This window comes from Mesorhizobium sp. M0478 (genome assembly GCF_040321305.1).
Lineage (GTDB): Bacteria > Pseudomonadota > Alphaproteobacteria > Rhizobiales > Rhizobiaceae > Mesorhizobium.
The window spans coordinates 841,456-864,114 of sequence record NZ_JAMYRH010000001.1 but is presented as its reverse complement, the minus strand read 5'-3'; the positions used below and the strand labels follow the sequence as shown (position 1 = coordinate 864,114).

Genomic DNA, 22,659 nt, shown 5'->3' with positions numbered 1-22,659 from the left:
TCCGGCTAAAATACCGACGCCAGCTCACGATTTGTTCCGGTTTCTTTCGGCAAACCGGTCAAAAGCTCATGCACGAAGCTGAGTTTCTGCGCCGTCACGTCCGAAATGACGAAGGGATAAAGGTCGGGCAGGCCCATGCAGCGGTTGATCGAGTTGGAGGCTTCCGAGAGTACCAGCCAGCGGGCGAGAATCTTTTCGAACGGCTCGGGCACGGCGTCAGGTTCCGCGGGCGCCGCCTGCAACCGGCCGCCGGTGTCGCCTTGCGGCAGCACATTGGTCTCCATCGTCTCAAGCTGGCCGAGTGGAAAATTCAGCGCGTGCACCATCTCCAGCGTGTCGGTGATGTGGAGATGGTGCGCCCAGGTCTCGGCCCAGTCTTCCCATGGATGCGACGTCGCATAGGCGGAGATATGGTTCTGCTGCCAGTCGGGCGCAGCGCCATTGGCGTAATAGGCCTTCAGCGCCTGCTCGTAGTCGGGGCGTTCGTCGCCGAACAGCGCCCGGAAGGCATCGAGCCGTTGCGGCTCGTCGCGGATCAGCCGGTCCCAGTAGTAATGGCCAAGCTCATGACGGAAATGACCGAGCAGCGTGCGGTAATTTTCGCCCATCTCGACGCGACGCCGCTCGCGCTCGGCCGAGTCCGCCTCGGCGACGTTGAGCGTGATCAGGCCGTTGTCGTGGCCGGTAAGGATGCGTTCGCCGCCGGGACCGCCGCCGATCGGATCGGCAATGAAGTCGAAGGCGAGGCCGATTTCGTCGCCGTGCCTGTGCTTGGGCGCGACCGGAAGGCCGAAGGCGAGCAGCGAATAGACGGCGCGCTTCTTGGCCGCCTCGACGCGAATCCAGCGGCGGCGGTTGCCGTCGACGGAGAGGTCGGGGATCAGCTGGTTCAGCAAGCAGGCGCGGCAGTAGGTATGGCCCGGTTCGGCCATCCAGTTGCAGGCGCATTCATCCGCATTGGTGCAGTGGAAGATGCCGTCGACGTCAGACAAGGCAAAGCGCGCATGCTCGGGATCGTAAAGCACGAGACTCCCGCAATTCAGGCACTGCGCATTCTCGAAGTAGAGGCGGTGGCCGCAATGCGGGCAGTCGAACAGTTTCATGTCGATCTCGATGCGTCAGGCGTTGGCGTATGGCGTCAGAGGAGGAATATGGTGCGGAGCGGCGCCTCGCCCAAACGCCCGCCACGGGCCGCCGTTCCATGCCCCCGTCACCTCTTTTTACCCGAGCAGCGAATTCGCCTGCCCGGCGCCCGGGCTTTTCGGCCACAATAAGCACTTGATCGTAAGCAAATTCCGCTGCATTGGCCAGGGTAGCGCCGGGGGTACGGTGACAATGGCGCGTTTCGCTGGCAAGTTCGCAACCGGGACGTGATTCAGGCAATCAGGAGAAAAAGCATGGCATTGCTTGCCAAGGGAAAGATTATTGCTGCCGCGGTGGTCGCGGTACTTGCGCTGGCGACGGGCGCGCAGGCGGCGGCCAGCTGCGGCAAGACCGGCGCGGGCTTCGAAGCGTGGAAGCAGGACTTTGCCGCGCAGGCCAGGTCCGAAGGTGTCGGCGGGAAGGGTCTGGCTGCTCTGGCCGGTGCCAGCTACGCGACAAAGACAATCTCCGTCGACCGCGCCATCCACAAGGCGTTCAGCGGTTCGGTGGACGCCTTCATGAAGCGCCGTGGCGGAGCTGCGATCATTTCCAGGGGCCGTGCGCTGAAGAAGTCGAATGCGGCGATGTTCGACAGGATCGAGAGCAATTACGGCGTGTCGCCGGGCGTGTTGCTGGCCATCTGGGGCATGGAAACCGGCTTCGGAGCCTCCCTGGGCAACCAGAACACGGTCTCCGCCATTCTGACGCTTGCCTATGATTGCCGTCGCCCGGGGTTCTTTTACCCGCATGCCATTGCGGCGCTGAAGCTGGTCGATCGCGGCGCGCTGAGCGCCTCGTCGGTTGGGGCTGCGCATGGCGAGATCGGCCATACGCAGTTCCTGCCCGGCAATGTCCTGAAGTATGGCGTCGGCAACGGAAATCTGCGCGACAAGGCGACGGCCTTGGCTTCGACCGCCAACTTCCTCAAGGCTCATGGCTGGCGGGCGGGTGCGAGCGCGAGTGCGAATATGGGGGCCATCGCCGGCTGGAATTCCGCCAGCGTCTACCAGCAGGCCATCGCCCAGATCGCCGACGCGATCGACGGCGGCTGACAGAAATATCCAGATCGAAGAACGGAAAGCCCGGCCATGCGCCGGGCTTTTCTGCAAGGACTGGAGCTTTTGGCGGTCAAACCGTTCAGCAGCCAAGCGGCTACCCGCCTTTTATGACCTTCCAGATGTCCGTGGACTGGTCGAACTGGAGGCGGTTTATGTCGGAGAAGGTCAGCCGGCCGGTCTTCATGGCATCGACAAGGCGGCGGCACAGCAGTGGCGGCATGCGCTCCAGGGAAACGTCCATAAAAGCGGCGATCTCGTGTTTGGCCGATATATTCGATATGGCCACCTTGCTGACGCAGCGATCGAATGCCGCCTCGGGATCCTGACTCACTTGCTCCTGCCCAGTCTGGCAACCGGCCAGCATGACGACCATTGCAGGCAGGGCCACAAACCACGGCTTCATTGTCAGCTGCCCCCATCGATTGTGAGGAGGCTAGATAAGGGCCCGAAAAGATCAAGCAGGAAAAGCACTGAGTTCTTTGCCGCCGCTCTATTTCTTTGTTTTTACGCAGTTACGGACAAAGTCGGGCATGCTCTTTCTCGAATTGCTCGATCGTTGGCGCAAATGCCGGCTGAGCGCCTGGGCTCTCAATAATGTGCGTAGCCGCTCAACGGGCACTTCTGGGAAATAGGAACCTCGAAGGCGCCTTCAGTACCTTTGCAGCTCCGGAATTTGGAGTTGCGCAGCACCGGCGCGGCCCTGGCAGCCGCCTTTGACTTGCCCTTGATGACCAGCCATATCTCGGTCGGCAGGTCTAGCTGCACTCTGTTCAAATCGGAGTAGCTGATCCGCCCGCTGCGTACTCCTTCGGTGATGCGCTGGCAGAACAGGGCCGGCATGCGCTCCTGCGAGACGCCCATGAAAGAGGCGATTTCGTGCTTGAACGTGATGCTCCATAGATGGACGGCGGAGATGCACCCGTCCTGCTCGCGTTTTGCGGCCGCCTGCGAGGACTGGCATCCGGTAAAGACGATGGCCGCCGCAAGCATGAGAAAAATGGCGTTTTTCACGATCAGAATCCCTCCGTCCCGAGAAGGAATTTAGATGAGGCTTTTAAAAGGTCAAACGGAAACCATGTCAGCCAGCTTGGTCTCTTATATTAGAGGTACCAAATAAAAACCCTGCGTGACCGCCGGGTTTTCCTGGAATACTAGTTTGGTTCACCCTTGCGGCTCCTTGCCGCCAGCGTCCTCAGCCGCAGCGCATTGAGGCGGATGAAGCCGGCGGCGTCCTTCTGGTCGTAGGCGCCGCGGTCATCCTCGAAGGTGACCAGCGCGTCGGAATAGAGCGTCTTCTTGGATTTGCGGCCGGTGACCATGACATTGCCCTTGTAGAGTTTCAGGCGCACCGTGCCTTCGACGTCTTCCTGGCTCTTGTCGATCATCGCCTGGAGCATCAGCCGCTCGGGCGAGAACCAGAAGCCGTTGTAGATCAGCTCGGCGTAGCGCGGCATGAACTCGTCCTTGAGGTGGCCGGCGCCGCGGTCGAGCGTGATCGATTCGATGGCGCGGTGGGCGACGATCAGGATGGTGCCGCCGGGGGTCTCGTAGACGCCGCGCGATTTCATGCCGACGAAGCGGTTCTCGACCAGGTCTAACCGGCCGATGCCATTGTCGCGGCCAAGATCGTTAAGCGCCGTCAGCATGGCGGCCGGCGACAGCTTCTTGCCGTTCAGTGCAATCGGATCGCCCTTCAAAAATTCGATCTCGATCTCGGTGACCTTGTCCGGCGCCTCCATCGGCGAGACGGTGCGCTGATGGACGAATTCCGGCGGCTCGCTCCACGGGTCTTCCAGCACCTTGCCCTCGGAAGAGGAGTGCAGAAGGTTGGCGTCGACCGAGAACGGCGCCTCCCCCCGCTTGTCCTTGGCCACCGGGATCTGGTGCTGCTCGGCGAAGTTGATCAGGTCGGTGCGCGACTTGAACGACCAGTCGCGCCACGGCGCGATGACCTTGATGTCGGGATTCAGCGCATAGGCCGACAGCTCGAAACGCACCTGGTCGTTGCCCTTGCCGGTGGCGCCGTGCGCAATGGCATCGGCGCCGACCTCCTGGGCGATCTCGACCAGGTGCTTGGAAATCAACGGGCGGGCGATCGAGGTGCCGAGCAGGTAGGTGCCTTCATAGACGGCGTTGGCGCGAAACATCGGGAAGACGAAGTCGGCGACGAATTCCTCGCGGACATCGACGACGCGGATATCCTTGATGCCCATCATCTCGGCCTTCTTGCGCGCGGGCTCCAGCTCGCCGCCCTGGCCGAGATCGGCGGTGAAGGTGACGACTTCGGCGCCGAGCTCGGTCTGCAGCCATTTCAGGATGATGGAGGTGTCGAGACCGCCGGAATAGGCGAGCACGACCTTCTTGACGTCTTTTGTCTTGGGCATTGCTGGGGACATTTTGGCGGTTCCGCGCGATGAGTTTCGCGGGCGAGGTATCACGGCATTTCCGGCCAGCGCAAGGGATGAACGGGCTCCGGCTGCCGCAGCCACTGGACCAGATGCCACGCCAGTCAGTTGCTGGCGTGAGCGGGGAGGCTGCGTTATAGACCGACGATCATTCGCCAGGGGCCACCCATGTCCTTCATTCCCGACACCACGACGCTGATCCAGTTCGCCATCGCCACCATGATCCTGGCGATCACGCCGGGGCCGGATATGACGCTGTTCGTCTCGCGCACGCTGAGCCAGGGCCGCGCCACCGGCTTTGCCTCGATGGCGGGTGCTCTGTGCGGAACGCTGGTCCACACCACTTTGGTGGTGGTCGGCGTCTCGGCGCTGATCGTCGCCTCGCCGATGGCCTTCTTCGTGCTGAAGGTCCTTGGCGCCGCCTATCTCGTCTTCCTCGCCTGGCAAGCGATCGTCAAAGGCTCGGCGTTCTCGCCGGAGAAGAAGAGCGGCCCGCAGATTTCGCTGTTTCGCAGCTGGCTGGCCGGGCTCGGTGTCAACCTGCTCAACCCGAAGATCATCCTGTTCTTCATGACCTTCCTGCCGCAGTTCGTCTCCGCGCATGACCCCAACGCGCCGGGAAAATTGTTCTTCCTCGGCGTCATGTTCATCGTGCTGTCGATCCCGGTGACGGCGCCGATGGTGTTTGCGGCGGAAAAGTTTTCGGCGGCGATGAAGGCCAGCCCGCGGGTGACGCGGGTGGTAGACTATCTCTTTGCCGGTGTGTTTTCGGCCTTCGCGCTCAAGATCCTGACCGCTCAGGCGAAGTAGCGGCCTGCCACCAGCTTCCGGCCCAGCGGCCGGCGCTTAGCCAGTAGAAGATGCCGCCGACCATGCCGCAGCCGATCACCGCGGCGATGGCGCGCGGTTCGGTGACGTCGAAATCCACGTTCTGATGAACGAAGCCGAGGAAGGCCGCGGCCACGACGCCGCCCGCGAGTGCATAGAACAGCCAGTCGCGGCGGCTGAGGACCTCGGAGATCAGGATTGCGACCACCGCCGGTATGAAAGCGAAATAGGCGACAAACAGCGCCACGAACGGAATCGAAAAATGGAGCGCCGTGGCCATCATCGGGTGCGCATCGTCCGGCTTATAACCGACGGAAGCCAGGAACAGCACGTTGAGAAAGGCGCTCGCCGCCAATGAGGCGACGACATAGCCGAACAGGATGACAGCGAAACGGAGGATATAGGCGAAGAGGCGGCTCACGCCTCGCCGTGCCCTGCAATCATCATGGCTTCCAGCGCCAGGCGGTCGACCTTGCGCATGCGTTCGGAGTCGGATTTGAGCTGGCCGCAGGCGGCCAGGATGTCGCGGCCGCGCGGCGTGCGGATCGGCGAGGCATAGCCGGCATTGTTGATGTAGTCGGCAAACTTCTCGATCGTCTCCCAGTCCGAGCACTGATAGTTGGTGCCCGGCCACGGGTTGAACGGGATCAGATTGATCTTGGCTGGAATGCCTTTGAGCAGCTTGATCAGCCCCTTGGCGTCCTCGATGGAATCGTTGACGTCCTTCAGCATCACATATTCGAAGGTGATGCGCTTGGCGTTGGACAGGCCGGGATAGGCGCGGCAGGCCTCGATCAGTTCCTTCAGCGGATACTTCTTGTTGATCGGCACAAGCAGGTCGCGCAAATCGTCATTGGTGGCGTGCAGCGAAATCGCCAGCATGACCCCGATCTCCTCGCCGGTGCGGAAGATCTCGGGGACCACGCCGGAGGTAGAGAGCGTGATGCGGCGCTTCGACAGCGACAGTCCGTCACCGTCGGAGGCAATCAGCAGCGCCTTCTTCACCGCCTCGAAATTGTAGAGCGGCTCGCCCATGCCCATCATGACGACGTTGGAGACTTTTCTGCCCTCGGCAGGGACGATGGCGCCGTCGGGTGTGTCGCGGTCGGGGAAATCGCCGAGCCGGTCGCGGGCGGTGAGCAATTGCGCCAGGATCTCTTCCGCCGTCAAATTGCGCACCAGCTTCTGCGTGCCGGTGTGGCAGAACGAGCAGGTCAGCGTGCAGCCGACCTGCGATGAGATGCATAGCGTGCCGCGGCCTTCCTCGGGGATGTAGACGGTCTCGATCTCGACGGGACGGCCGGCGCCGCGCGGCGGAAAGCGGAACAGCCATTTGCGCGTGCCGTCGGAGGAAATCTGCTCCTCGACGATTTCGGGCCGGGCGACGGTAAAATGCTTGTCGAGTTCGGCGCGCAGATCCTTGGAGATGTTGAACATGCCGGCAAAATCGGAGACGCCGCGCACATACATCCAGTGCCAGAGCTGTTGGGCGCGCATTTTCGCCTGGCGCTCGGGCACGATGCCGGCACTGATGAGGGCCTCGCCGAGCTCGGTCCGGGTCAGGCCGATCAGCGACGGCTTCTCGGGCGTGGCGCGAGTGCGCAACGCGTCGCGTGCGCCCTCATTGGTGAGATCGAAGGAAAGGGTCATATCAGCGCCAATATAAGCGAATTGCGGCCGATTTCATCCATCGTGCCGAAAGAAGCGCGGCGCATAGCACAGGTTGCGGCGAGAGTCATGCGGCGGGAACCGCGCTAGCCTACTTGCACTTGGCGATCGACGTCAGCGCGGCCGAGATGCCTTTCAGCGAAAACACATAGGTCGTCGGATTGCCGCGGCCAGACTTCGCCGAGACCTTCATGTCGGTGCCAGTCTTCATGGCGGCGATCAGCACAGGCTCTTCGGCGGCGTTCTCGACCCAGGCCGACTTGCCGCGGGTGAACATCGAGAACGTCTTCTTGTCGATGGTGACGGTGGCCTTGGAGCCTTCCTGGAATGTGTAGCCGGCGATGAATTGCGGCTCATAGGACACTTGCTGGCCCGGGCGCTGGCTGACGAAGAAGAACATGTCGCCGTGATCGAGCGTCGGCGGCTGCTTGTCGGTCGGCACGGTGAGCACATAGCAGACCTTGCCGCCCTGCGCCTGGTAGCTGTAGGTGCCCCAGGCATTGTGCTGGCCGATCTTGGTCGCCTGCTGCGCCAGCGCCGGCGCGGCAAAGGCCACCAGGACCAGGCTCGAGACTAGTGCAATCAATCCGCGCATCGCTTTTCCCGTATTCCAAATGGTGCGGGGCAGGCCGGCTTGGCGTCCTGCCCGTCGCTTCATTTTGATTTAATCTGGGTTACCAAACGGTGAATTTCCCTTGGAAAAGGACATTCACCCATGGAAACCACCGCCATTTCCGCGCCGCTTCTTGAAAAAACGGCTTTCGCAATGTCCCTGCGGCGACTTGGAGGCCACGAAAGCGGCAAGAGTTTGACTTTTCGAACGGCCGCAGCGGAACCCGAAGCCAAGCCGCTATCGTCCTGTTTGAGCGGAGGATTTCTTCTGAACCCAGTTGCCAACGCGACGCCGATTCAGCTCTTGTCGGCGATCGCCTCCTTGGCGGCCTTGCGGTGCGCAGGGGTGATATGGGCGCTTACCGCGGAGATCGCGGCGGTCAGCACGGCGATGTCGTCGGTGAAGCCGAGGCCGAAGACGAAATCGGGTATGACATCGACCGGCAGCACGAAATAGCCAAGCGCTGCCAGCAATATGCCCTTGGCACGCAAAGGCGTCTTCCTGTCGAGCGCGCAATAATAGCCGGCGACGACCTCTTCCATGAACGGAATCTGCCGGGCGGCCTTCTTGGCCGTGCGCCAGAATTTGGCGCGCACTTCACTCTCGTCGCCGAGCTTGCTGCCGAAGCCGAAGAAATCAAAACCGGGCTGCTGCGCCATCAATCCTCTCCTTGCCGGCCGTCGCGCTACGCGTTGCGCGCGGCCGCCACGGAAAATGTGGTGAAAGTCCCGGTCCACTGCAAGAGGATGGCGCCGATTTGGCGTTGCCGCCCCAGCGTTCAGCCGCCTGCATACCCATTCATCTTCTTGGCCAGCGCGATGTCGAGCGCGGTGACACCGCCGGCATCATGGGTGTTGAGCGTCACGTCGACAGTCTTGTAGACGTTCGACCAGTCGGGATGATGGTCCATCTTCTCGGCGGCCAGCGCGACGCGGGTCATGAAGGCGAAGGCTTCGGAAAAATTCTTAAAGACAAAGCTGCGCTTGATGGAGGCGCCATCGGCTGCCTGCGACCAGCCAGGCAGTTCGGCCAGTGCGGCGGCGATGGCGTCCTTGCTGAGTTTCTCTCTCTTCATGATGATTTCCCGTGCTATCCCAGATATCGACCCTCACCATAATGCAAGTCCCCCAAAAGTCCTTTGCGTTTTGGGCTTCCAAATGCACGAACGGCGCATATCGAATGAGCGTAAAGCCGATAAATTCCATACTCTTCGTCTGCCTCGGCAACATCTGCCGTTCACCCCTGGCCGAAGGCGTGTTTCGCGCCGTGCTGGCGGAGCGCGGCCGCGACATGGTGCTGGACGATATCGTGCTGGACTCTGCGGCGACCGGCGGCTGGAACCTCGGCGAAGCGCCCGACCCGCGCTCGATCGCGATTGCGGCCCGCCACGGCATCGACATATCAGGGCAGCGGGCACGCAAGGTCAGGCCGGGGGATTTTTCGCGCTTCGACCTGATCCTCGGCATGGATCGGCAGAATGTCCGCGACCTCAAGGCGTTGGCGCCGGCCGGTGCGCGCGAACGTATTCATCTCTTGGCAGAGTTTGCGCAGGGCAAAACCCGCGACGTGCCGGATCCCTATTATGACGGGGCCGAAGCGTTCGCTTCGGTCTACCGCATGATCCGCGAAGCGTCGGAGGCGCTGGCGACGAGATTGGTGGCGCGGGCGTCGACGCCGGAGAGCGGCCACGCCTCCTCGACAATGTAGGGACCGCCGCCGACCGAATCGCGCGACGACATCAGCACGAAGCGGCCGACGCGAAACGGTAGCGTCGCAAAATTGCCGCGCGCCGACAGGTACTGGGCGACGTCGAGCGGGCTCGAATTGCGCAAGCGTGCCAGCGTAACATGCGGGGTGAACTTGCGCGGGTCGGCGGGCAGGCCGAGCCGCTGGCAGATGCGGTCGATTTCGCTCTGCAGCGCCGAAAGGTCGGGCGAGGCGAAGACGCCGGCCCAGACGGCGTGCGGCTTCTTCTGGCCGAAAGCGCCAACTCCGGACAGGGTGAGCGAGAAGGATGGGCGGTGCACCCGGTCGAGCGCGTTGGCGATTTCGTCGGCGATATGGCCTTCGACGTCGCCGATGAAGCGCAGCGTCAGATGGTAGTTTTCGACATCGATCCAGCGGGCTCCGGGCAGGCCGCCCCTGAGCAGGGACAGCGAAAGAGCGGCGTCACGGGGTATTTCGAGGGCGGTGAAAAGACGCGGCATGGTGAGCCTCCCTTCCTCGAATCGAACTGTGCCCCTAGCGAATCATCGATAGTCAAACGGGGCAAGTGGTTTGTTGGTTGCAGGCATTTTTACGAACAGGCGCCTCCAAGCGATGAATAAGCACTATTGCCGTGCCGCTTCGGCGCTTGCATTACCCAGATGCTGCATATGCTCTTGGAGCGCAGCATGAATGACTCGGGTCATCGGCAGCCCGGTCTTTTGTTTCAAAGTTCGCGCGAGGCGAACGCCGCGCTATTCTCGTCTGGCCGGCGTTCAACCGCCACCCTGAACTGCCGCAACAGCCTTCTCCACGGCGGGCAGGATGCGCTCGACCATCACTGCGACGCCCTTCGGATTGGGATGCAGGCCGTCCTCCAACTGCAGGCCGGACTGTCCGGCGACGCCATCGAGAAAAAACGGATAGAGCGGCACATCGTATTTCGCGGCCAGCTTTGGATAGATCGCATCGAAGGCGTTCTGGTAGTCGGCGCCGAGATTGGGAGCGGCGCGCATGCCGGCCAAAAGCACCGCGATCTTGCGCGCTTTCAGCTTCGCCAGCATGTCGTCCAGGTTCTTTTCCGTAATGCTAGGCGAGACGCCGCGCAGCATGTCGTTGGCGCCGAGTTCGAGGATAACCAGCCTTGTCCCATCCGGCACCGACCAGTCAAGCCGCGCCAAGCCGCCGCTCGAGGTGTCGCCTGAAACGCCGGCGTTGGCTACTGTGACGTCATGGCCTTTGGCGCGCAGCGCAGCTTGCAATTTGTCGGTAAAGCCATCGCCAGGCCCGAGGCCGAAACCGGCCATCAGGCTGTCGCCGAAGCCGACGATGGTGAACGTCTCGGCGCGCACGGACGAAATGGCGCCGCAAAGGGTGACGAAAAGGACGAGCCCTGCGGCATTCAAGCGTTTGAAAGATATCTTGCGTTTGAAAGACATGTGGCAGGCCCCATATACCCGAGGAATTCTTCCGGCGACGGCTTCCGGCAAGCAGAGCCTTCATCCTGATATAGGACGCTTTAATTGTGACAGAAGCCGTCATCGCGCTGAAAGACATATCCCTGACCCTGGGCCAAGGGGCTTCGTCCGTGCATGTGCTGAAAGGCGTCAGCCTTGACGTGACGCGCGGCGAGGCGACCGGCATTGTCGGCCCTTCGGGGTCCGGCAAGTCGACCTTGCTGATGGTGCTTGCCGGGCTGGAGCAGGTCGATTCGGGGACGGTGCGGATCGCCGGCGAATTGCTGAACGGCAAAAGCGAGGACGAGATCGCATCGTTTCGGGGCCGAAACATCGGCATCGTCTTCCAGTCGTTCCATCTCATTCCCAACATGACGGCGCTCGAAAATGTCGCGGTGCCGCTGGAACTGGCCGGCCATGCCGATCCGTTCGGTGTCGCGGCGCGCGAGCTGGCAGCGGTGGGCTTGAGCGACCGCGTCATCCACTATCCGGGCGAGCTGTCCGGCGGCGAACAGCAGCGCGTGGCGATCGCCCGCGCGCTGGCGCCGTCGCCGCGCATTCTCATCGCCGACGAGCCGACCGGCAATCTCGACCAGGCGACGGGGCGGCAGGTTGCCGACCTTTTGTTCGCCAAGGCGGCCGAGCGCGGCATGACCTTGGTGCTGGTCACGCACGATCCGGCCCTTGCGGCGCGCTGCTCGCGCCAGGTGTCGATGCGCTCGGGCCGGATCGAGGATGCGCCGGTAGCGCAGGTCAAGGTGCCGGCCTGATGCCACTGTCGCAGACGCTGAAGCTCGCGTTCCGCTTCTCGCTGCGCGAGATGCGCGGCGGGTTGTCGGGTTTCCTGATCTTCCTTGCCTGCATTGCGCTCGGCGTCGCTGCAATCGGCGGGGTCAATTCGGTGGCGCAGGCGATCACCGCAGGCGTTGCAGACCAGGGCCAGACGCTGCTTGGCGGCGACTTGCGCTTCCAGCTCAACCAGCGCGATGCGACGCCAGCCGAAAGCACCTTCCTCGACCGCCTCGGCACTGTGTCGCATAGCGCCAATATGCGCTCGATGGCGCGGCTGGATGACGGCTCCGACCAGGCGTTGGTTGAGGCCAAGGCCGTCGACGACGCCTATCCGCTCTATGGCGCGCTCGAGACCGCGCCGCAGCTTGGCAGAGAGGATTTGTTCGGCGAGAAATCAGGCGTCTTTGGCGCCGCCGCGCCCGACCTGTTGTTCGACCGGCTGAATGTGGAGATCGGTGACCGGCTGAAGGTCGGCAGCGCGACATTCGAATTGCGGGCCAGGCTGGTGAGCGAACCGGATGCGGTGTCGGACGGTTTCGGCTTCGCGCCGCGGCTGATGGTTTCGATGCAAGGGCTCGCCGCCTCTGGTCTGATCCAGCCAGGCAGCCTGGTCGAGAATGCCTACAAGGTTCGGCTGCCGGCCGGCGCCAGCGAGGCCGATCTCAAGGCCATCCAGGATCGGGCGGCGAGCGATTTCCCCGAAGCCGGCTGGTCGATCCGCACCCGCTCGAACGCCGCGCCGGCGCTGTCCTCCAACATCGAGCGCTTCTCGCAATTCCTGACGCTGGTCGGGCTGACGGCGCTGGTCGTCGGTGGCGTCGGCGTTGCCAATGCGGTGCGCGCCTATCTCGACGGCAAGCGCGGCGTCATCGCCACCTTCAAGAGCCTTGGCGCCTCGGGCGGCTTCGTCTTCACCGTCTATCTCGTGCAAATCCTGATGATCGCCGGCCTCGGCATCGCGCTTGGCCTCATCCTCGGCGCCGCCATGCCGTTTGCGGCGAGTGCGGCGCTTCAGTCGGTCATTCCGGTGCCGGCTAAAGGCGGCTTCTATCCCGGTGCGCTGGCTCTTGCCGCGCTGTTCGGGCTGCTGGTGACGCTTGCCTTCGCGCTGTTGCCGCTCGGCCGCGCCCGCGATGTGCCGGCGACCGCGCTGTTTCGCGAAATGGGTTTTGAGGGCCGCGGCTTTCCACGCCTGCCCTATCTTGCCACGGCGGTCGGCATCGCGCTCGCTTTGGCGGCGCTCGCCATCCTGTTTTCCGGCGACCGGCGCATCGCCTTGATCTTCGTCGGCGCGACGGTCTTTGCCTTTCTGGTGTTGCGCCTGGTCGGTGCGTTGGTGCAGTGGGTGGCGCGCAAAAGCCCGCGTGTGCGCTCGGTCGCGCTCAGGCTCGCCATCGGCAACATCCACCGGCCCGGCGCGCTGACGCCGTCCGTCGTGCTGTCGCTGGGCCTCGGGCTGACGCTTTTGGTGACGCTGGCGCTGATCGACGGCAATCTCAGGCAGCAGATCTCCGGCAGTCTGCCGGAACGGGCACCGAATTTCTTCTTCGTCGACATCCAGAATAGCGAGGTCGATGCCTTCTCGACACTGATCGGCAAAGAGGCGCCGAAGGGAACGCTGGTCAAGGTGCCGATGCTGCGCGGCCGGGTGATGGCGCTGAACGGCGTTAGTGTCGACAAGGCCAATGTGCCATGGGAAGGCGCCTGGGTGCTGCGCGGCGATCGCGGCCTGACCTACCACGCCAAACAGCCGGCCAATGCGACATTGACAGAGGGCAGCTGGTGGCCGGAGAACTACAGCGGCGAACCGCTGGTCTCGTTCTCCAACGATGAAGGCAAGGCGCTCGGCCTGAAGCTCGGCGATACCGTCACCGTCAATGTGCTCGGACGCAATGTGACGGCCAGGATCGCCAATTTCCGAGAGGTGCAATGGGAGACGATGGGCATCAACTTCGTCATGGTGTTCTCGCCTAATACTTTTGCAGGCGCGCCCCATGGCTGGCTGGCGACGCTGACCGAAAAGGATGCCACGGCAGCAGAGGATGCCCGCCTGCTTAACGCCGTCACCCGCGCCCTCCCGGCGGTGACGACAGTTCGGGTCAAGGACGCGCTCGATGTCGTCAACCGGCTGGTCGGCCAGCTCGGCACGGCGATCCGGGCGGCGGCCGGCGTGGCGCTGATCGCTTCGGTGCTGGTGCTGGCCGGCGCGCTCGCCGCGGGAAATCGCGCCCGCATCCACGATGCCGTGGTGCTGAAGACGCTGGGCGCCACGAGGCGCACGCTGATCGCGGCGTTTTCGCTGGAATACATGCTGATCGGCCTGGCCACCGCGGTGTTTGCGTTGGCTGCCGGCGGCATCGCCGCCTGGTACATCGTTGCCCGCATCATGACGTTGCCGTCGCATTTCATGCCGGAGGTGGCAGTGGCGACCTTGGTGTTTGCGCTGGTGATCACGGTCGGCATCGGCCTTGCCGGCACCTGGCGGGTGCTCGGGCACAAGGCGGCGCCGGTGCTGCGCAACCTCTAGGCCCCAAACGGCAAGGTTGGCCGAATCTGCCGTTTCCGATTAAATCTTGGTAATGTGCAGTCATGGAAGCCCAAGAAAACCGGCTTCCGGAGATTCACCAAGCGTTGCAGCCCGTTACGGTCTTGTTCTTGACGTCAAGAACCATCATATTTCGCCACAGGCATGCTGGAGCCCCGCCAGCGGCGCCCAGGTCCGAAAGGGCCTGACACCGTACGGGGCAGAAGCAACAGAGGATTCCAATGGCTGAGCCCATTCGCAACTACCAGACTTCGGCCGTGCCGGGCGCGCGCGCCGACATCGACCAAGGCCTGCGCACTTACATGCTCAAGGTCTACAATTTGATGGGGCTTGGCCTCCTCATCACCGGCGTCGCCGCCTGGGGCGCTTTCCAGCTCGCCGTCACCGGCGACGGACAGCTGACCGCTTTCGGCACGCTGATCTATGCCAGCGCCTTCCGCTGGGTGGTCATCCTGGCTCCGCTCGCCGCCGTCTTCTTCCTGTCGTTCAGGATCCAGTCGATGAGCGTGGCCGCGGCGCAAACCACCTTCTGGGTCTATTCGGGCCTGGTCGGCCTGTCGCTGTCGACCATCTTCCTGGTCTACACCGGCGCCTCGATCACTCAGACCTTCTTTGCCACGGCGGCCGCCTTCGGCGCGCTGTCGCTCTACGGCTACACGACCAAGCGCGACCTTTCGGCGTTCGGCTCGTTCCTGGTCATGGGCGTGGTCGGCCTGGTGATCGCCATGCTGATCAACATCTTCCTGCAGTCGTCGGCGCTCGGCTTCGCCATCTCGGCGCTCGGCGTGCTGATCTTCGCCGGGCTCACCGCCTATGACACGCAGACCATCAAGGAAATGTACTACGAAGGCGATCAGGCCGACGTTGCCGGCCGCAAGGCGATCATGGGCGCGTTGAGGCTATATCTCGACTTCATCAACCTGTTCATGTTCCTGCTGCAGTTCATGGGCGATCGCCGCTAGGCGGTCTTCCCATCAGGCAACTGGACCAGCTGATATCAAGAGGGCGGCCAACGGCCGCCCTTTTCTTTTGTGCCGGCCTTTGCTGTCATGGAGGCAGATGAATCGTCTGCATAAATCATGAGCACTATTTCCATCCGCGCGGCCTTGGAAGGCGACCTCGGCCGAATCACCGAGATCTACGGCGATGCCGTGACGCATGGCACCGCGAGCTATGAGCTGGAGCCGCCCAGCCGCACTGAGATGGGTGGGCGCTTCGACAGCCTGACGGCGGGGGGCTTTCCCTATCTGGTGGCGGAACGAGATGGCGCGCTGCTCGGCTACGCCTATGCCGGCGCGTTCCGGCCGCGCCCGGCCTACCGCTTCATCGTAGAGGATTCCGTCTATGTCGCGCCTGATGCGAAGGGCCAGGGCGTCGGGCTGCTGCTGATGCAGGCGCTGATTGAAGCCTGCCGTATGGCGGGCTTTCGCCAGATCGTCGCGGTGATCGGCGACGGCCATGCAGACAGCGCCTCGGTGCGGCTGCATGAAAAGCTCGGCTTTCGCCATTCCGGTCGCCTGGAAGGCTCCGGCTACAAGCATGGGCGCTGGCTTGACACGGTGTTCATGCAGCTGTCGCTGAATGGCGGCGTAGCGGTTCCGCCCGATCCGCATTCGCTGCCCGAGCGGAAGTTTCGTGAGAGCCTGAGGAGGGGAATTGAGGAGAACTGAAGAGAACTGAAGAATTGAGGATCCGAATAGCTGAGAACAAACCCGGCGGTATTTCGACCGTTACATCCTCTTTTTTCAATTCTTCAGCTCTTCAATTCCCCAATTTTCAATTAGGCCTGGACAATCTTCAGCTTAGCATCGAAGACGTTGAGCACGCGACCGAGTTCCTGGCCGCGCTTGAGGATTCGGCCGCCGGCGGCGATGACGGCGAAGGCGCCTTGCCGGCGTGCCAGTTTCGGATCCTTGACGATCTGGAACAGCGGCACTTCGCTGGCCCGGCGGAAGACTGAAAACACAGCCCGATCAGACAGATGATCGATGGCATAGTCGCGCCATTCGTTGGCGGCGACCATGCGTCCGTACAGCCTCAGGATCTCGTCGAGTTCACGCCGGTCGAAACGGACCGGCTGGTCGAGGCGTTCGCGTCGCGCCTCGTGCAGCGGGATCAATATTGCGGATGCGTCCCCATCCTCCGTCCCACCGCTGCGATCGGTCATCCCGCGATCCCTTTGAAAATGAATCTCGCTTGCAGAAGTTGGCGTGTTCGCCGTGGAATTGCAAGGCCCGGCTAACCATCCCGGGACCGCGCTGTTTTCGCAACGTCCAGTCACTTTTATAAAACGCGGTGTTTGAATTGGTGATGCCTCGCCACATTTCCGCCTTTTTTTATCCGCGCTCATGCCCCAATGTCCGACGAATTTACCGGCGTTGCCTGAGACGGTTCGGTCCGGCACCGGCTCGTAAACCCCAAGCCCCCCGCCCACGGGTCTGCGTCGGATCGAACCAACCTCGGACTTTCCTCAGGGAGAGACCGGGTGCGACGATCCCAAAACCTAAATGACCGACGTCAGAAGCAAGCTGACGTCGGTTTTTTTTGTTTTTGGCTGCTTGAGAATTTGCCGGAGGCTGCGGTGCCCAGTTTGCGGGCGCATCCCCTCACCCGGATTGCCAGCCGAATTGCGAACAGCAATTCGGGCCAATCCGACCTCCCCCGATCGGAGAGGAGTTCGCGCCAGCGCTGATTCAGCCTCTTCTCCCCTCGGGGAGAAGGTGGCCGAGAGCGGCCGGATGAGGGGGCCTCTTAAGGCTTGTGAATAAACGCAGCGCCCAGAATAGGCCCCGGCAGGCCGTCCTTGCCGACCGACTGCAGCAGCACGGCGCAGCCGCCTTTCTTGGCGATCTCGGTCATCGGCAATTCGTAGCGCTGCGCCTTGCCGTGCCACATGCCGGCGGTCTGGATGCCGGTGACGGCGTTCCAGTAGGTCATGCTGCGGCCGGTGTTCTCGCCCTTGGCGATGGTCACCGTCTGCGGTGGTTCGAAATAGACGATGACGACATGGGCGTCGCTCGGGCCGCTACCGGCGTCGCCGGCATCGATCATGACGCGATCGCTGGTGCGGCTGACCTTGACGCTGACCCGCATGCCTTCACCGGATTTCTCCATGCGGGCAAGCGCGCCGTCGACCTCCTTGCGGCTGGCGCCGTTGACATGGCTGCGACCATTGATGACGGCTTGCGGCGTGTAGACGGAGCGGGTGCCGAAGGCGCGCATATAGTCATATTGCCGGTCGGTATTGTCCTTGCTGCTCAGCGTGTCCTGCCAGCCGAGATAGTCCCAGTAATTGACGTGGTAGGCGAGCGCGACGACGTTGTCCTTGGCCGCCAGCTCGGCAAAGAAAGCGTCCGCCGGCGGGCAGGAATTGCAGCCCTGGCTGGTGAACAGCTCGACCACGCCCAAGGGCCTGTCAATCTGCGGTTTGTCGGTCTGGGTCGTTCCCGATTCCTCGGCGAACCCGGTCCCGGCAAGCGCCGAGAAGGCCAGCGCAAAAGCCGCAAGCCGCAGAGGTTGTCGAGGTGCCATGATCGTTCCGATTCCCGCCGGTGACGCCGGCCTTGTTCTGGTTGCCCAGATTTGTGGCAGAAGCGACAGTCAACGGGAAGTCACGTTGCGGTGAAATTTTTGCTGCCGCAACCATGGGTATGGCATCACAGGGGGAGCACTTCACCGCCCGGTTCGATCGGGAGCATGGCATCAGGAGCGTGGGGCAGATCTTGCTGAGCCCAGCCGGTTTTTACTCCTGTCGTACAGGGCGGGGCTTCGATCGGGTCGGGCAATGCTTTGGAAGACTGGGAGTAGGGAGTAGGGAGTAGGGAGTAGGGAGTAGGGAGTAGGGAGTAGGGAGTAGGGGATGTCGTTCCCCGCTACCGCCCAATCCCTACTGCCTAAGCCCTGGCCGCTACGCGGCCAGATCGCGCAGCACGTATTGCAAAATGCCGCCATTCTTGAAGTAGTCGAGTTCGTCCAGCGTATCGATGCGGCAGATGATCGGCACGTTCTTCACGGTGCCGTCGCCATAGGTCACCTTGGCGATCATCGTCTGGCGTGGCTTGATGGTGCTTATGCCGTCGATCTCGACCAGCTCGTCACCCTTGAGGTTGAGCGAGGCCCATGAGGTGCCTTCCTCGAAGACGAAGGGGATGACGCCCATGCCGACTAGGTTGGAGCGATGGATGCGCTCGAAGGACTGGGCGATGACGGCACGGACACCGAGGAGATACGTTCCTTTAGCTGCCCAGTCGCGCGAGGAGCCGTTGCCGTATTCGACGCCGGCGAAGATGACCAGCGGCACGCCTTCCTTTTTGTATCTCATCGCCGCGTCGTAGATCGATTCCTCTTCCTTCGACGGGTAGTGGATGGTGTAGCCGCCCTCGCGGCCGTTCTCGCCCAGCATGTGGTTGCGGATGCGGATGTTGGCGAAGGTGCCGCGCATCATCACCTCATGGTTGCCGCGCCTTGTGCCGTACTGGTTGAAGTCGGCAACGCCGACGCCATGGTCGGTGAGGTATTTGCCGGCCGGGGAAGCGGCCTTGATCGAACCCGCCGGTGAGATGTGATCGGTGGTGATCTTGTCGCCGAACAGGCCGAGCACGCGCGCGCCCTTGATGTCGCCGATCTTGCCGAAACCGGAGGTCATGCCGGCGAAATAAGGCGGGTTCTGCACATAGGTCGAGTTGTCGTCCCAGGCATAGGTCTGGCCTTCCGGCGCCTTGACGTTCTGCCAGTATTCGTCGCCCTTGAAGACGTCGGCATATTTGCGGGCGAATAGCTCACGTGTGACGTTCTTCTCGATGAACTCCTGGATCTCGGCCGAACTCGGCCAGATATCCCTGAGATAGACCGGCTTGCCGTCGCGGCCTTCGCCGAGTGGCTCGGTGGTCAGGTCCTTGGTGACGGTGCCGGCCAAAGCATGGGCTACCACCAGCGGCGGCGACGCCAGATAGTTCGCCTGCACGTCAGGTGAAACACGGCCTTCGAAGTTGCGGTTGCCGGAGAGCACTGCGGCGGCGATCAGGCCCTTATCGTTGATGGTCTTGGAGATCGGCGCCGGCAGCGGGCCGGAATTGCCGATGCAGGTGGTGCAGCCGAAACCAACCAGGTTGAAGCCGATCTGGTCGAGCTCCTTCTGCAGGCCGGACTTTTCCAGATATTCGGCGACCACCTGGCTGCCCGGCGCCAGCGAGGTCTTCACCCACGGCTTCTGCTTGAGGCCGAGCCGGTTGGCGTTGCGCGCCAAAAGGCCGGCGCCGATCAGCACACTCGGATTCGAGGTGTTGGTGCAGGACGTGATGGCGGCAATGACGACATCGCCATGACCGAGATCATGGTCGGTGCCTTCGACGGCATAGCGCTTGTGGATTTCGGCAGCCTTCTTGTACTCGGTTTCCATCGCCTTTGCGAAGCCGGCCGGAATGCCTTCGAGCGGAACGCGGCCTTCGGGGCGCTTGGGACCTGCCATCGACGGCACGACGCTGTCGAGCTCGAGTTCGAGCAGGTCAGTGAAGACAGGGTCGGCCGAGCCGGCGTCACGCCACATGCCTTGCGCCTTGGAATAGGCCTCGACCAGGGCGATGCGGCTTTCCTCGCGGCCCGACATTGTGAGGTAGCGGATGGTCTCGCCGTCGACCGGGAAGAAGCCGCAGGTGGCGCCATACTCGGGCGCCATATTGCCGATGGTGGCGCGGTCGGCCAGCGTCATGTTGGACAGGCCCGGGCCGAAGAACTCGACGAACTTGCCGACGACGCCCTTCTTGCGCAGCATCTGGGTGACGGTCAGTACGAGGTCGGTGGCGGTGATGCCCTCCCTGAGCTTGCCGGTAAGGCGGAAGCCGATGACTTCGGGCAACAGCATGGAAACCGGCTGGCCGAGCATCGCCGCCTCGGCCTCGATACCGCCGACGCCCCAGCCGAGCACGCCAAGGCCGTTGATCATAGTGGTGTGCGAATCGGTGCCGACGCAGGTGTCGGGATAGGCGGTCGTTCCGCCGTCTTCCGTGTTGGTCCAGACGACCTGACCGAGATATTCGAGGTTGACCTGATGGCAGATGCCGGTGCCGGGCGGCACGACGCGAAAATTGCGGAACGCCTGCTGGCCCCATTTCAGGAATTTATAGCGCTCTTCGTTGCGCTCATATTCGAGCTCGACATTCCTGGCAAAGGCCAGTGGCGTGCCGAATTCGTCGACGATGACGGAGTGGTCGATGACGAGGTCGACCGGCACCAGCGGATTGATCTTCTGCGGATCGCCGCCGAGCGCCTTGAGGCCGTCGCGCATGGCGGCCAAGTCGACCACCGCCGGGACGCCGGTGAAATCCTGCATCAGGACACGCGCGGGGCGATAGGCGATCTCGACGCCGGCGGTGCCCTTGTCGGTCAGCCAGCCGGCAACAGCCTGGATAGAGTCCTTGGTGACGGAGCGGCCGTCTTCATTGCGCAAAAGGTTTTCCAGCAGCACCTTCATCGAATAAGGCAGCTGGGCAATGCCGGTGAGGCCGTTCCTCTCGGCCTCGACCAGATTGTAATAGACATAGTCCGCGCCACCCACGGTGAGGGTGCGGCGGCAATTGAAACTGTCGAGGGATTTTGACACGTGCGGTCCGTCCTTGTCTGTTCAGCCTGAAAGGGAACGGACGCCGATGGGCATGCAATCACGCGCAAAGGTGCGGGTACGGCCATTTCCGCTGTCCGTTCCCAGCCAACCCGAGCCGTTCAAGGCGGCGCGTGCGCTGGTTCGGCGCAAATTCTGTTCCCGTGCCGACCGCTGGCACGGATGTCCCGCATATAGAGAATTTTCTGGAATAGTTCTAGACAGTTGCGGAGCAAATTTGTGCGATGCGGCAGCTATCGCGCGGTAAAGTTTTCGGGACGGGCAGGCATGCGGCTGATTGCCGAAAATCTGGGCGGCGAACGCGGCGGCGAGACGGTCTTTTCCGGCATCGGTTTTGCGCTCGACAAGGGCCAGGTGCTGGTCGTCACCGGGCCGAACGGCTCGGGCAAATCGACGCTGCTCAGGGTCATCGCCGGGCTGCTGCCGAAGGCGCAAGGCGATGTGCGCATCGAGGGCGGCGAGAGGTTTCCGACGATCGCTTCGGCGGTCCACTATCTCGGCCACCTCAATGCAATGAAGACGGCGCTCAGCGTGGCGGAGGATCTGCGCTTCTGGCGCGATTTCAACGGCGATGGGCAGTTGGGTGTCGGAGAGGCGCTGGAGACGGTTGGTCTCGGCGGCATCGGCCATCTGCCTTTCGGCTATCTGTCGACCGGGCAAAGGCGGCGCGCGGCGATTGCGAAATTGCTGGTCAGTCATAAGCCGCTGTGGCTGCTGGATGAGCCGACGGCTGGGCTGGACAAGGCTTCGGAGGCGCGGTTTGCGGGGCTGATGACGAGGCATTGCGCGGAGGGCGGGATTATTGTCGCGGCGACGCACTTGCCGCTGGGATTGGATGGGGCGAAGGAATTGAGGATGGGAGCAACAGGGTGATGTCGGCATTCCCGCCCACCCCCCTCTGCCCTGCCGGGCATCTCCCCCGCAGGGGGGGAGATCAGATGTCATGCCGGCTTTCGCCAATCACCGGCATTGAAAAAGAGGCGTCAGCAACGGAGCTGCCAATCTCCCCCCTTGCGGGGGAGATGTCCGGGAGGACAGAGGGGGGTGTGAAGGAACGCCACCTTCGGCAAGATGGCGATCAAACGGCAGGCGCGGCTTGGCAATGCTAGCCCTCTTCCTGCGCGACATCCGCCTCTCCATCCGGGCCGGCGGCGGAGCGCTCACCAGCGTCATCTTCTTCCTCGCCGTCATCGCCACCATCCCCTTCGGTGTCGGACCGGACCTGAAGCTGCTCGCCCGCATCGGTCCGGCGATCCTTTGGATCGGCGCTCTGCTCGCCTGCCTGCTCGGCCTCGACCGGCTGTTTCAGGCCGATCGCGAAGACGGGTCGCTCGATCTTCTGGTGCTGGGCAATGACCGCCACATGCTGGCGTTGACGGTGCTGGTGAAGTGCCTGGCGCATTGGGCGGGCAGCGTTCTGCCGCTGGTGGTTGCGGCACCTCTGCTGAGCCTGTTCATGAACATGGAGCCGCTCAGCATCGGCGCCACCGCGCTCACGCTGCTGGTCGGCACGCCGGCGATCACTTTCATCGGCGCGGTCGGGGCGGCGGTGGCGGTGGCGCTGCCGCGTGGCGGTCTGCTGATCTCGGTGCTGGTGCTGCCGCTGACCATCCCGGTGCTGATCTTCGGGGTGTCGGCGAGCTACGGCGCGGTGGCCGATCCTGATCCGTTCCTGCAGCCCTTCCTCATTCTTGCCGCGCTGACGCTGTTTCTTGCCGTGCTGGGTCCGGTGGCGGCAGCACTGGCGCTGCGGCATGGAACGGATTGATATGACCGCTGCGGCGCGACGATCAATTGCGAATCCCCAGCCGCAAAGCTAAGAAAGCCGCA

Annotated in this window: 23 protein-coding genes; 9 read left to right on the top strand and 14 right to left on the bottom strand. The window is 62.9% G+C overall.

Translation table 11 applies throughout. The features are described from left to right. Positions 1–5: 5 nt before the first annotated feature. Positions 6–1,103, bottom strand: coding sequence for a zinc-binding metallopeptidase family protein (locus NKI64_RS04240; protein ID WP_352666588.1), 1,098 nt, complete (start codon positions 1,101–1,103; stop codon positions 6–8). A gap of 294 nt (positions 1,104–1,397) precedes the next feature. Between NKI64_RS04240 and NKI64_RS04235 the strand changes: the two genes are divergently transcribed. Next, complete coding sequence (locus NKI64_RS04235; RefSeq protein ID WP_023671711.1) at positions 1,398–2,195, top strand: lytic murein transglycosylase; 798 nt, start codon at positions 1,398–1,400, stop codon at positions 2,193–2,195. A gap of 100 nt (positions 2,196–2,295) precedes the next feature. Here NKI64_RS04235 and NKI64_RS04230 read toward each other — a convergent pair whose 3' ends face one another. The 3 genes from NKI64_RS04230 to NKI64_RS04220 form a co-directional block, all read right to left on the bottom strand. Further along, the gene (locus NKI64_RS04230; protein WP_023726018.1) at positions 2,296–2,604 is read right to left on the bottom strand and encodes a hypothetical protein; all 309 of its coding nucleotides are present in this window, start codon (positions 2,602–2,604) and stop codon (positions 2,296–2,298) included. A 185-nt stretch (positions 2,605–2,789) separates the two neighbouring features. Then, positions 2,790–3,212, bottom strand: a complete 423-nt coding sequence (locus NKI64_RS04225; RefSeq protein WP_023710248.1) for a hypothetical protein — start codon at positions 3,210–3,212, stop codon at positions 2,790–2,792. A 140-nt stretch (positions 3,213–3,352) separates the two neighbouring features. Next, positions 3,353–4,585: an argininosuccinate synthase gene (locus NKI64_RS04220; RefSeq protein ID WP_023698861.1), complete on the bottom strand. Its 1,233-nt coding sequence runs from the start codon at positions 4,583–4,585 to the stop codon at positions 3,353–3,355. 189 nt (positions 4,586–4,774) lie between these two features. On the opposite strand from NKI64_RS04220, the gene NKI64_RS04215 reads away from it, so the two are divergent. Next, positions 4,775–5,416 (top strand): LysE family translocator, encoded by a 642-nt coding sequence (locus tag NKI64_RS04215; protein ID WP_352666585.1) that lies wholly within the window; start codon positions 4,775–4,777, stop codon positions 5,414–5,416. Here NKI64_RS04215 and NKI64_RS04210 read toward each other — a convergent pair. The 5 genes from NKI64_RS04210 to NKI64_RS04190 form a co-directional block, all read right to left on the bottom strand. Beyond that, positions 5,388–5,855, bottom strand: coding sequence for a hypothetical protein (locus NKI64_RS04210; RefSeq protein ID WP_352666583.1), 468 nt, complete (start codon positions 5,853–5,855; stop codon positions 5,388–5,390). The genes NKI64_RS04215 and NKI64_RS04210 overlap by 29 nt on opposite strands. After that, positions 5,852–7,084, bottom strand: coding sequence for a dual-specificity RNA methyltransferase RlmN (gene rlmN, locus NKI64_RS04205; protein ID WP_352666581.1), 1,233 nt, complete (start codon positions 7,082–7,084; stop codon positions 5,852–5,854). Before rlmN ends, NKI64_RS04210 begins: the two co-directional genes overlap by 4 nt. A gap of 109 nt (positions 7,085–7,193) precedes the next feature. After that, a complete protein-coding gene (locus tag NKI64_RS04200) occupies positions 7,194–7,697 on the bottom strand; it encodes an invasion associated locus B family protein (RefSeq protein WP_023671718.1) in 504 nt (167 codons plus the stop codon). Positions 7,698–8,011: 314 nt separating this feature from the next. Beyond that, positions 8,012–8,374, bottom strand: a complete 363-nt coding sequence (locus NKI64_RS04195; RefSeq protein WP_023687669.1) for a YkvA family protein — start codon at positions 8,372–8,374, stop codon at positions 8,012–8,014. 119 nt (positions 8,375–8,493) lie between these two features. Further along, positions 8,494–8,790 (bottom strand): 4a-hydroxytetrahydrobiopterin dehydratase, encoded by a 297-nt coding sequence (locus NKI64_RS04190; protein ID WP_023706758.1) that lies wholly within the window; start codon positions 8,788–8,790, stop codon positions 8,494–8,496. Between the two features lie 104 nt (positions 8,791–8,894). On the opposite strand from NKI64_RS04190, the gene NKI64_RS04185 reads away from it, so the two are divergent. Next, positions 8,895–9,422, top strand: coding sequence for a low molecular weight protein-tyrosine-phosphatase (locus NKI64_RS04185; protein WP_023671721.1), 528 nt, complete (start codon positions 8,895–8,897; stop codon positions 9,420–9,422). Here NKI64_RS04185 and thpR read toward each other — a convergent pair. Further along, entirely contained in the window at positions 9,326–9,922 is a 597-nt protein-coding gene (thpR, locus tag NKI64_RS04180; RefSeq protein WP_023671722.1) for an RNA 2',3'-cyclic phosphodiesterase, read from the bottom strand. The genes NKI64_RS04185 and thpR overlap by 97 nt on opposite strands. 273 nt (positions 9,923–10,195) lie before the next feature. Then, entirely contained in the window at positions 10,196–10,858 is a 663-nt protein-coding gene (locus NKI64_RS04175) for an arylesterase (RefSeq protein ID WP_488505155.1), read from the bottom strand. Between the two features lie 86 nt (positions 10,859–10,944). On the opposite strand from NKI64_RS04175, the gene NKI64_RS04170 reads away from it, so the two are divergent. The 4 genes from NKI64_RS04170 to NKI64_RS04155 all read left to right on the top strand — a co-directional run bounded on the left by NKI64_RS04170 (position 10,945) and on the right by NKI64_RS04155 (position 15,883). Next, entirely contained in the window at positions 10,945–11,646 is a 702-nt protein-coding gene (locus NKI64_RS04170) for an ABC transporter ATP-binding protein (RefSeq protein ID WP_352666579.1), read from the top strand. Next, positions 11,646–14,195: an ABC transporter permease gene (locus tag NKI64_RS04165; RefSeq protein WP_352666577.1), complete on the top strand. Its 2,550-nt coding sequence runs from the start codon at positions 11,646–11,648 to the stop codon at positions 14,193–14,195. The genes NKI64_RS04170 and NKI64_RS04165 overlap by 1 nt, the downstream gene beginning before the upstream one ends. A gap of 239 nt (positions 14,196–14,434) precedes the next feature. Then, positions 14,435–15,175 (top strand): Bax inhibitor-1/YccA family protein, encoded by a 741-nt coding sequence (locus NKI64_RS04160; protein WP_023742100.1) that lies wholly within the window; start codon positions 14,435–14,437, stop codon positions 15,173–15,175. A gap of 117 nt (positions 15,176–15,292) precedes the next feature. Beyond that, positions 15,293–15,883, top strand: coding sequence for a GNAT family N-acetyltransferase (locus tag NKI64_RS04155; protein ID WP_352666574.1), 591 nt, complete (start codon positions 15,293–15,295; stop codon positions 15,881–15,883). A gap of 110 nt (positions 15,884–15,993) precedes the next feature. Here NKI64_RS04155 and NKI64_RS04150 read toward each other — a convergent pair whose 3' ends face one another. From NKI64_RS04150 to acnA, 3 genes are all read right to left on the bottom strand, one after another. Beyond that, the gene (locus NKI64_RS04150) at positions 15,994–16,380 is read right to left on the bottom strand and encodes a DUF2794 domain-containing protein (protein WP_023683844.1); all 387 of its coding nucleotides are present in this window, start codon (positions 16,378–16,380) and stop codon (positions 15,994–15,996) included. A gap of 584 nt (positions 16,381–16,964) precedes the next feature. Then, entirely contained in the window at positions 16,965–17,744 is a 780-nt protein-coding gene (locus NKI64_RS04145) for a DUF1223 domain-containing protein (protein WP_023671730.1), read from the bottom strand. Positions 17,745–18,120: 376 nt separating this feature from the next. Continuing rightward, entirely contained in the window at positions 18,121–20,811 is a 2,691-nt protein-coding gene (gene acnA / locus NKI64_RS04140; RefSeq protein ID WP_352666572.1) for an aconitate hydratase AcnA, read from the bottom strand. A gap of 285 nt (positions 20,812–21,096) precedes the next feature. Here acnA and ccmA point away from each other — a divergent pair, with 285 nt between their 5' ends. Both ccmA and ccmB read left to right on the top strand, forming a co-directional pair. Beyond that, positions 21,097–21,702, top strand: a complete 606-nt coding sequence (gene ccmA, locus NKI64_RS04135) for a heme ABC exporter ATP-binding protein CcmA (RefSeq protein WP_023671732.1) — start codon at positions 21,097–21,099, stop codon at positions 21,700–21,702. Positions 21,703–21,931: 229 nt separating this feature from the next. Beyond that, on the top strand, positions 21,932–22,597 hold the full coding sequence (gene ccmB, locus NKI64_RS04130) for a heme exporter protein CcmB (protein ID WP_023698868.1): 666 nt from the start codon (positions 21,932–21,934) through the stop codon (positions 22,595–22,597). The last annotated feature ends 62 nt before the right edge of the window (positions 22,598–22,659 follow it).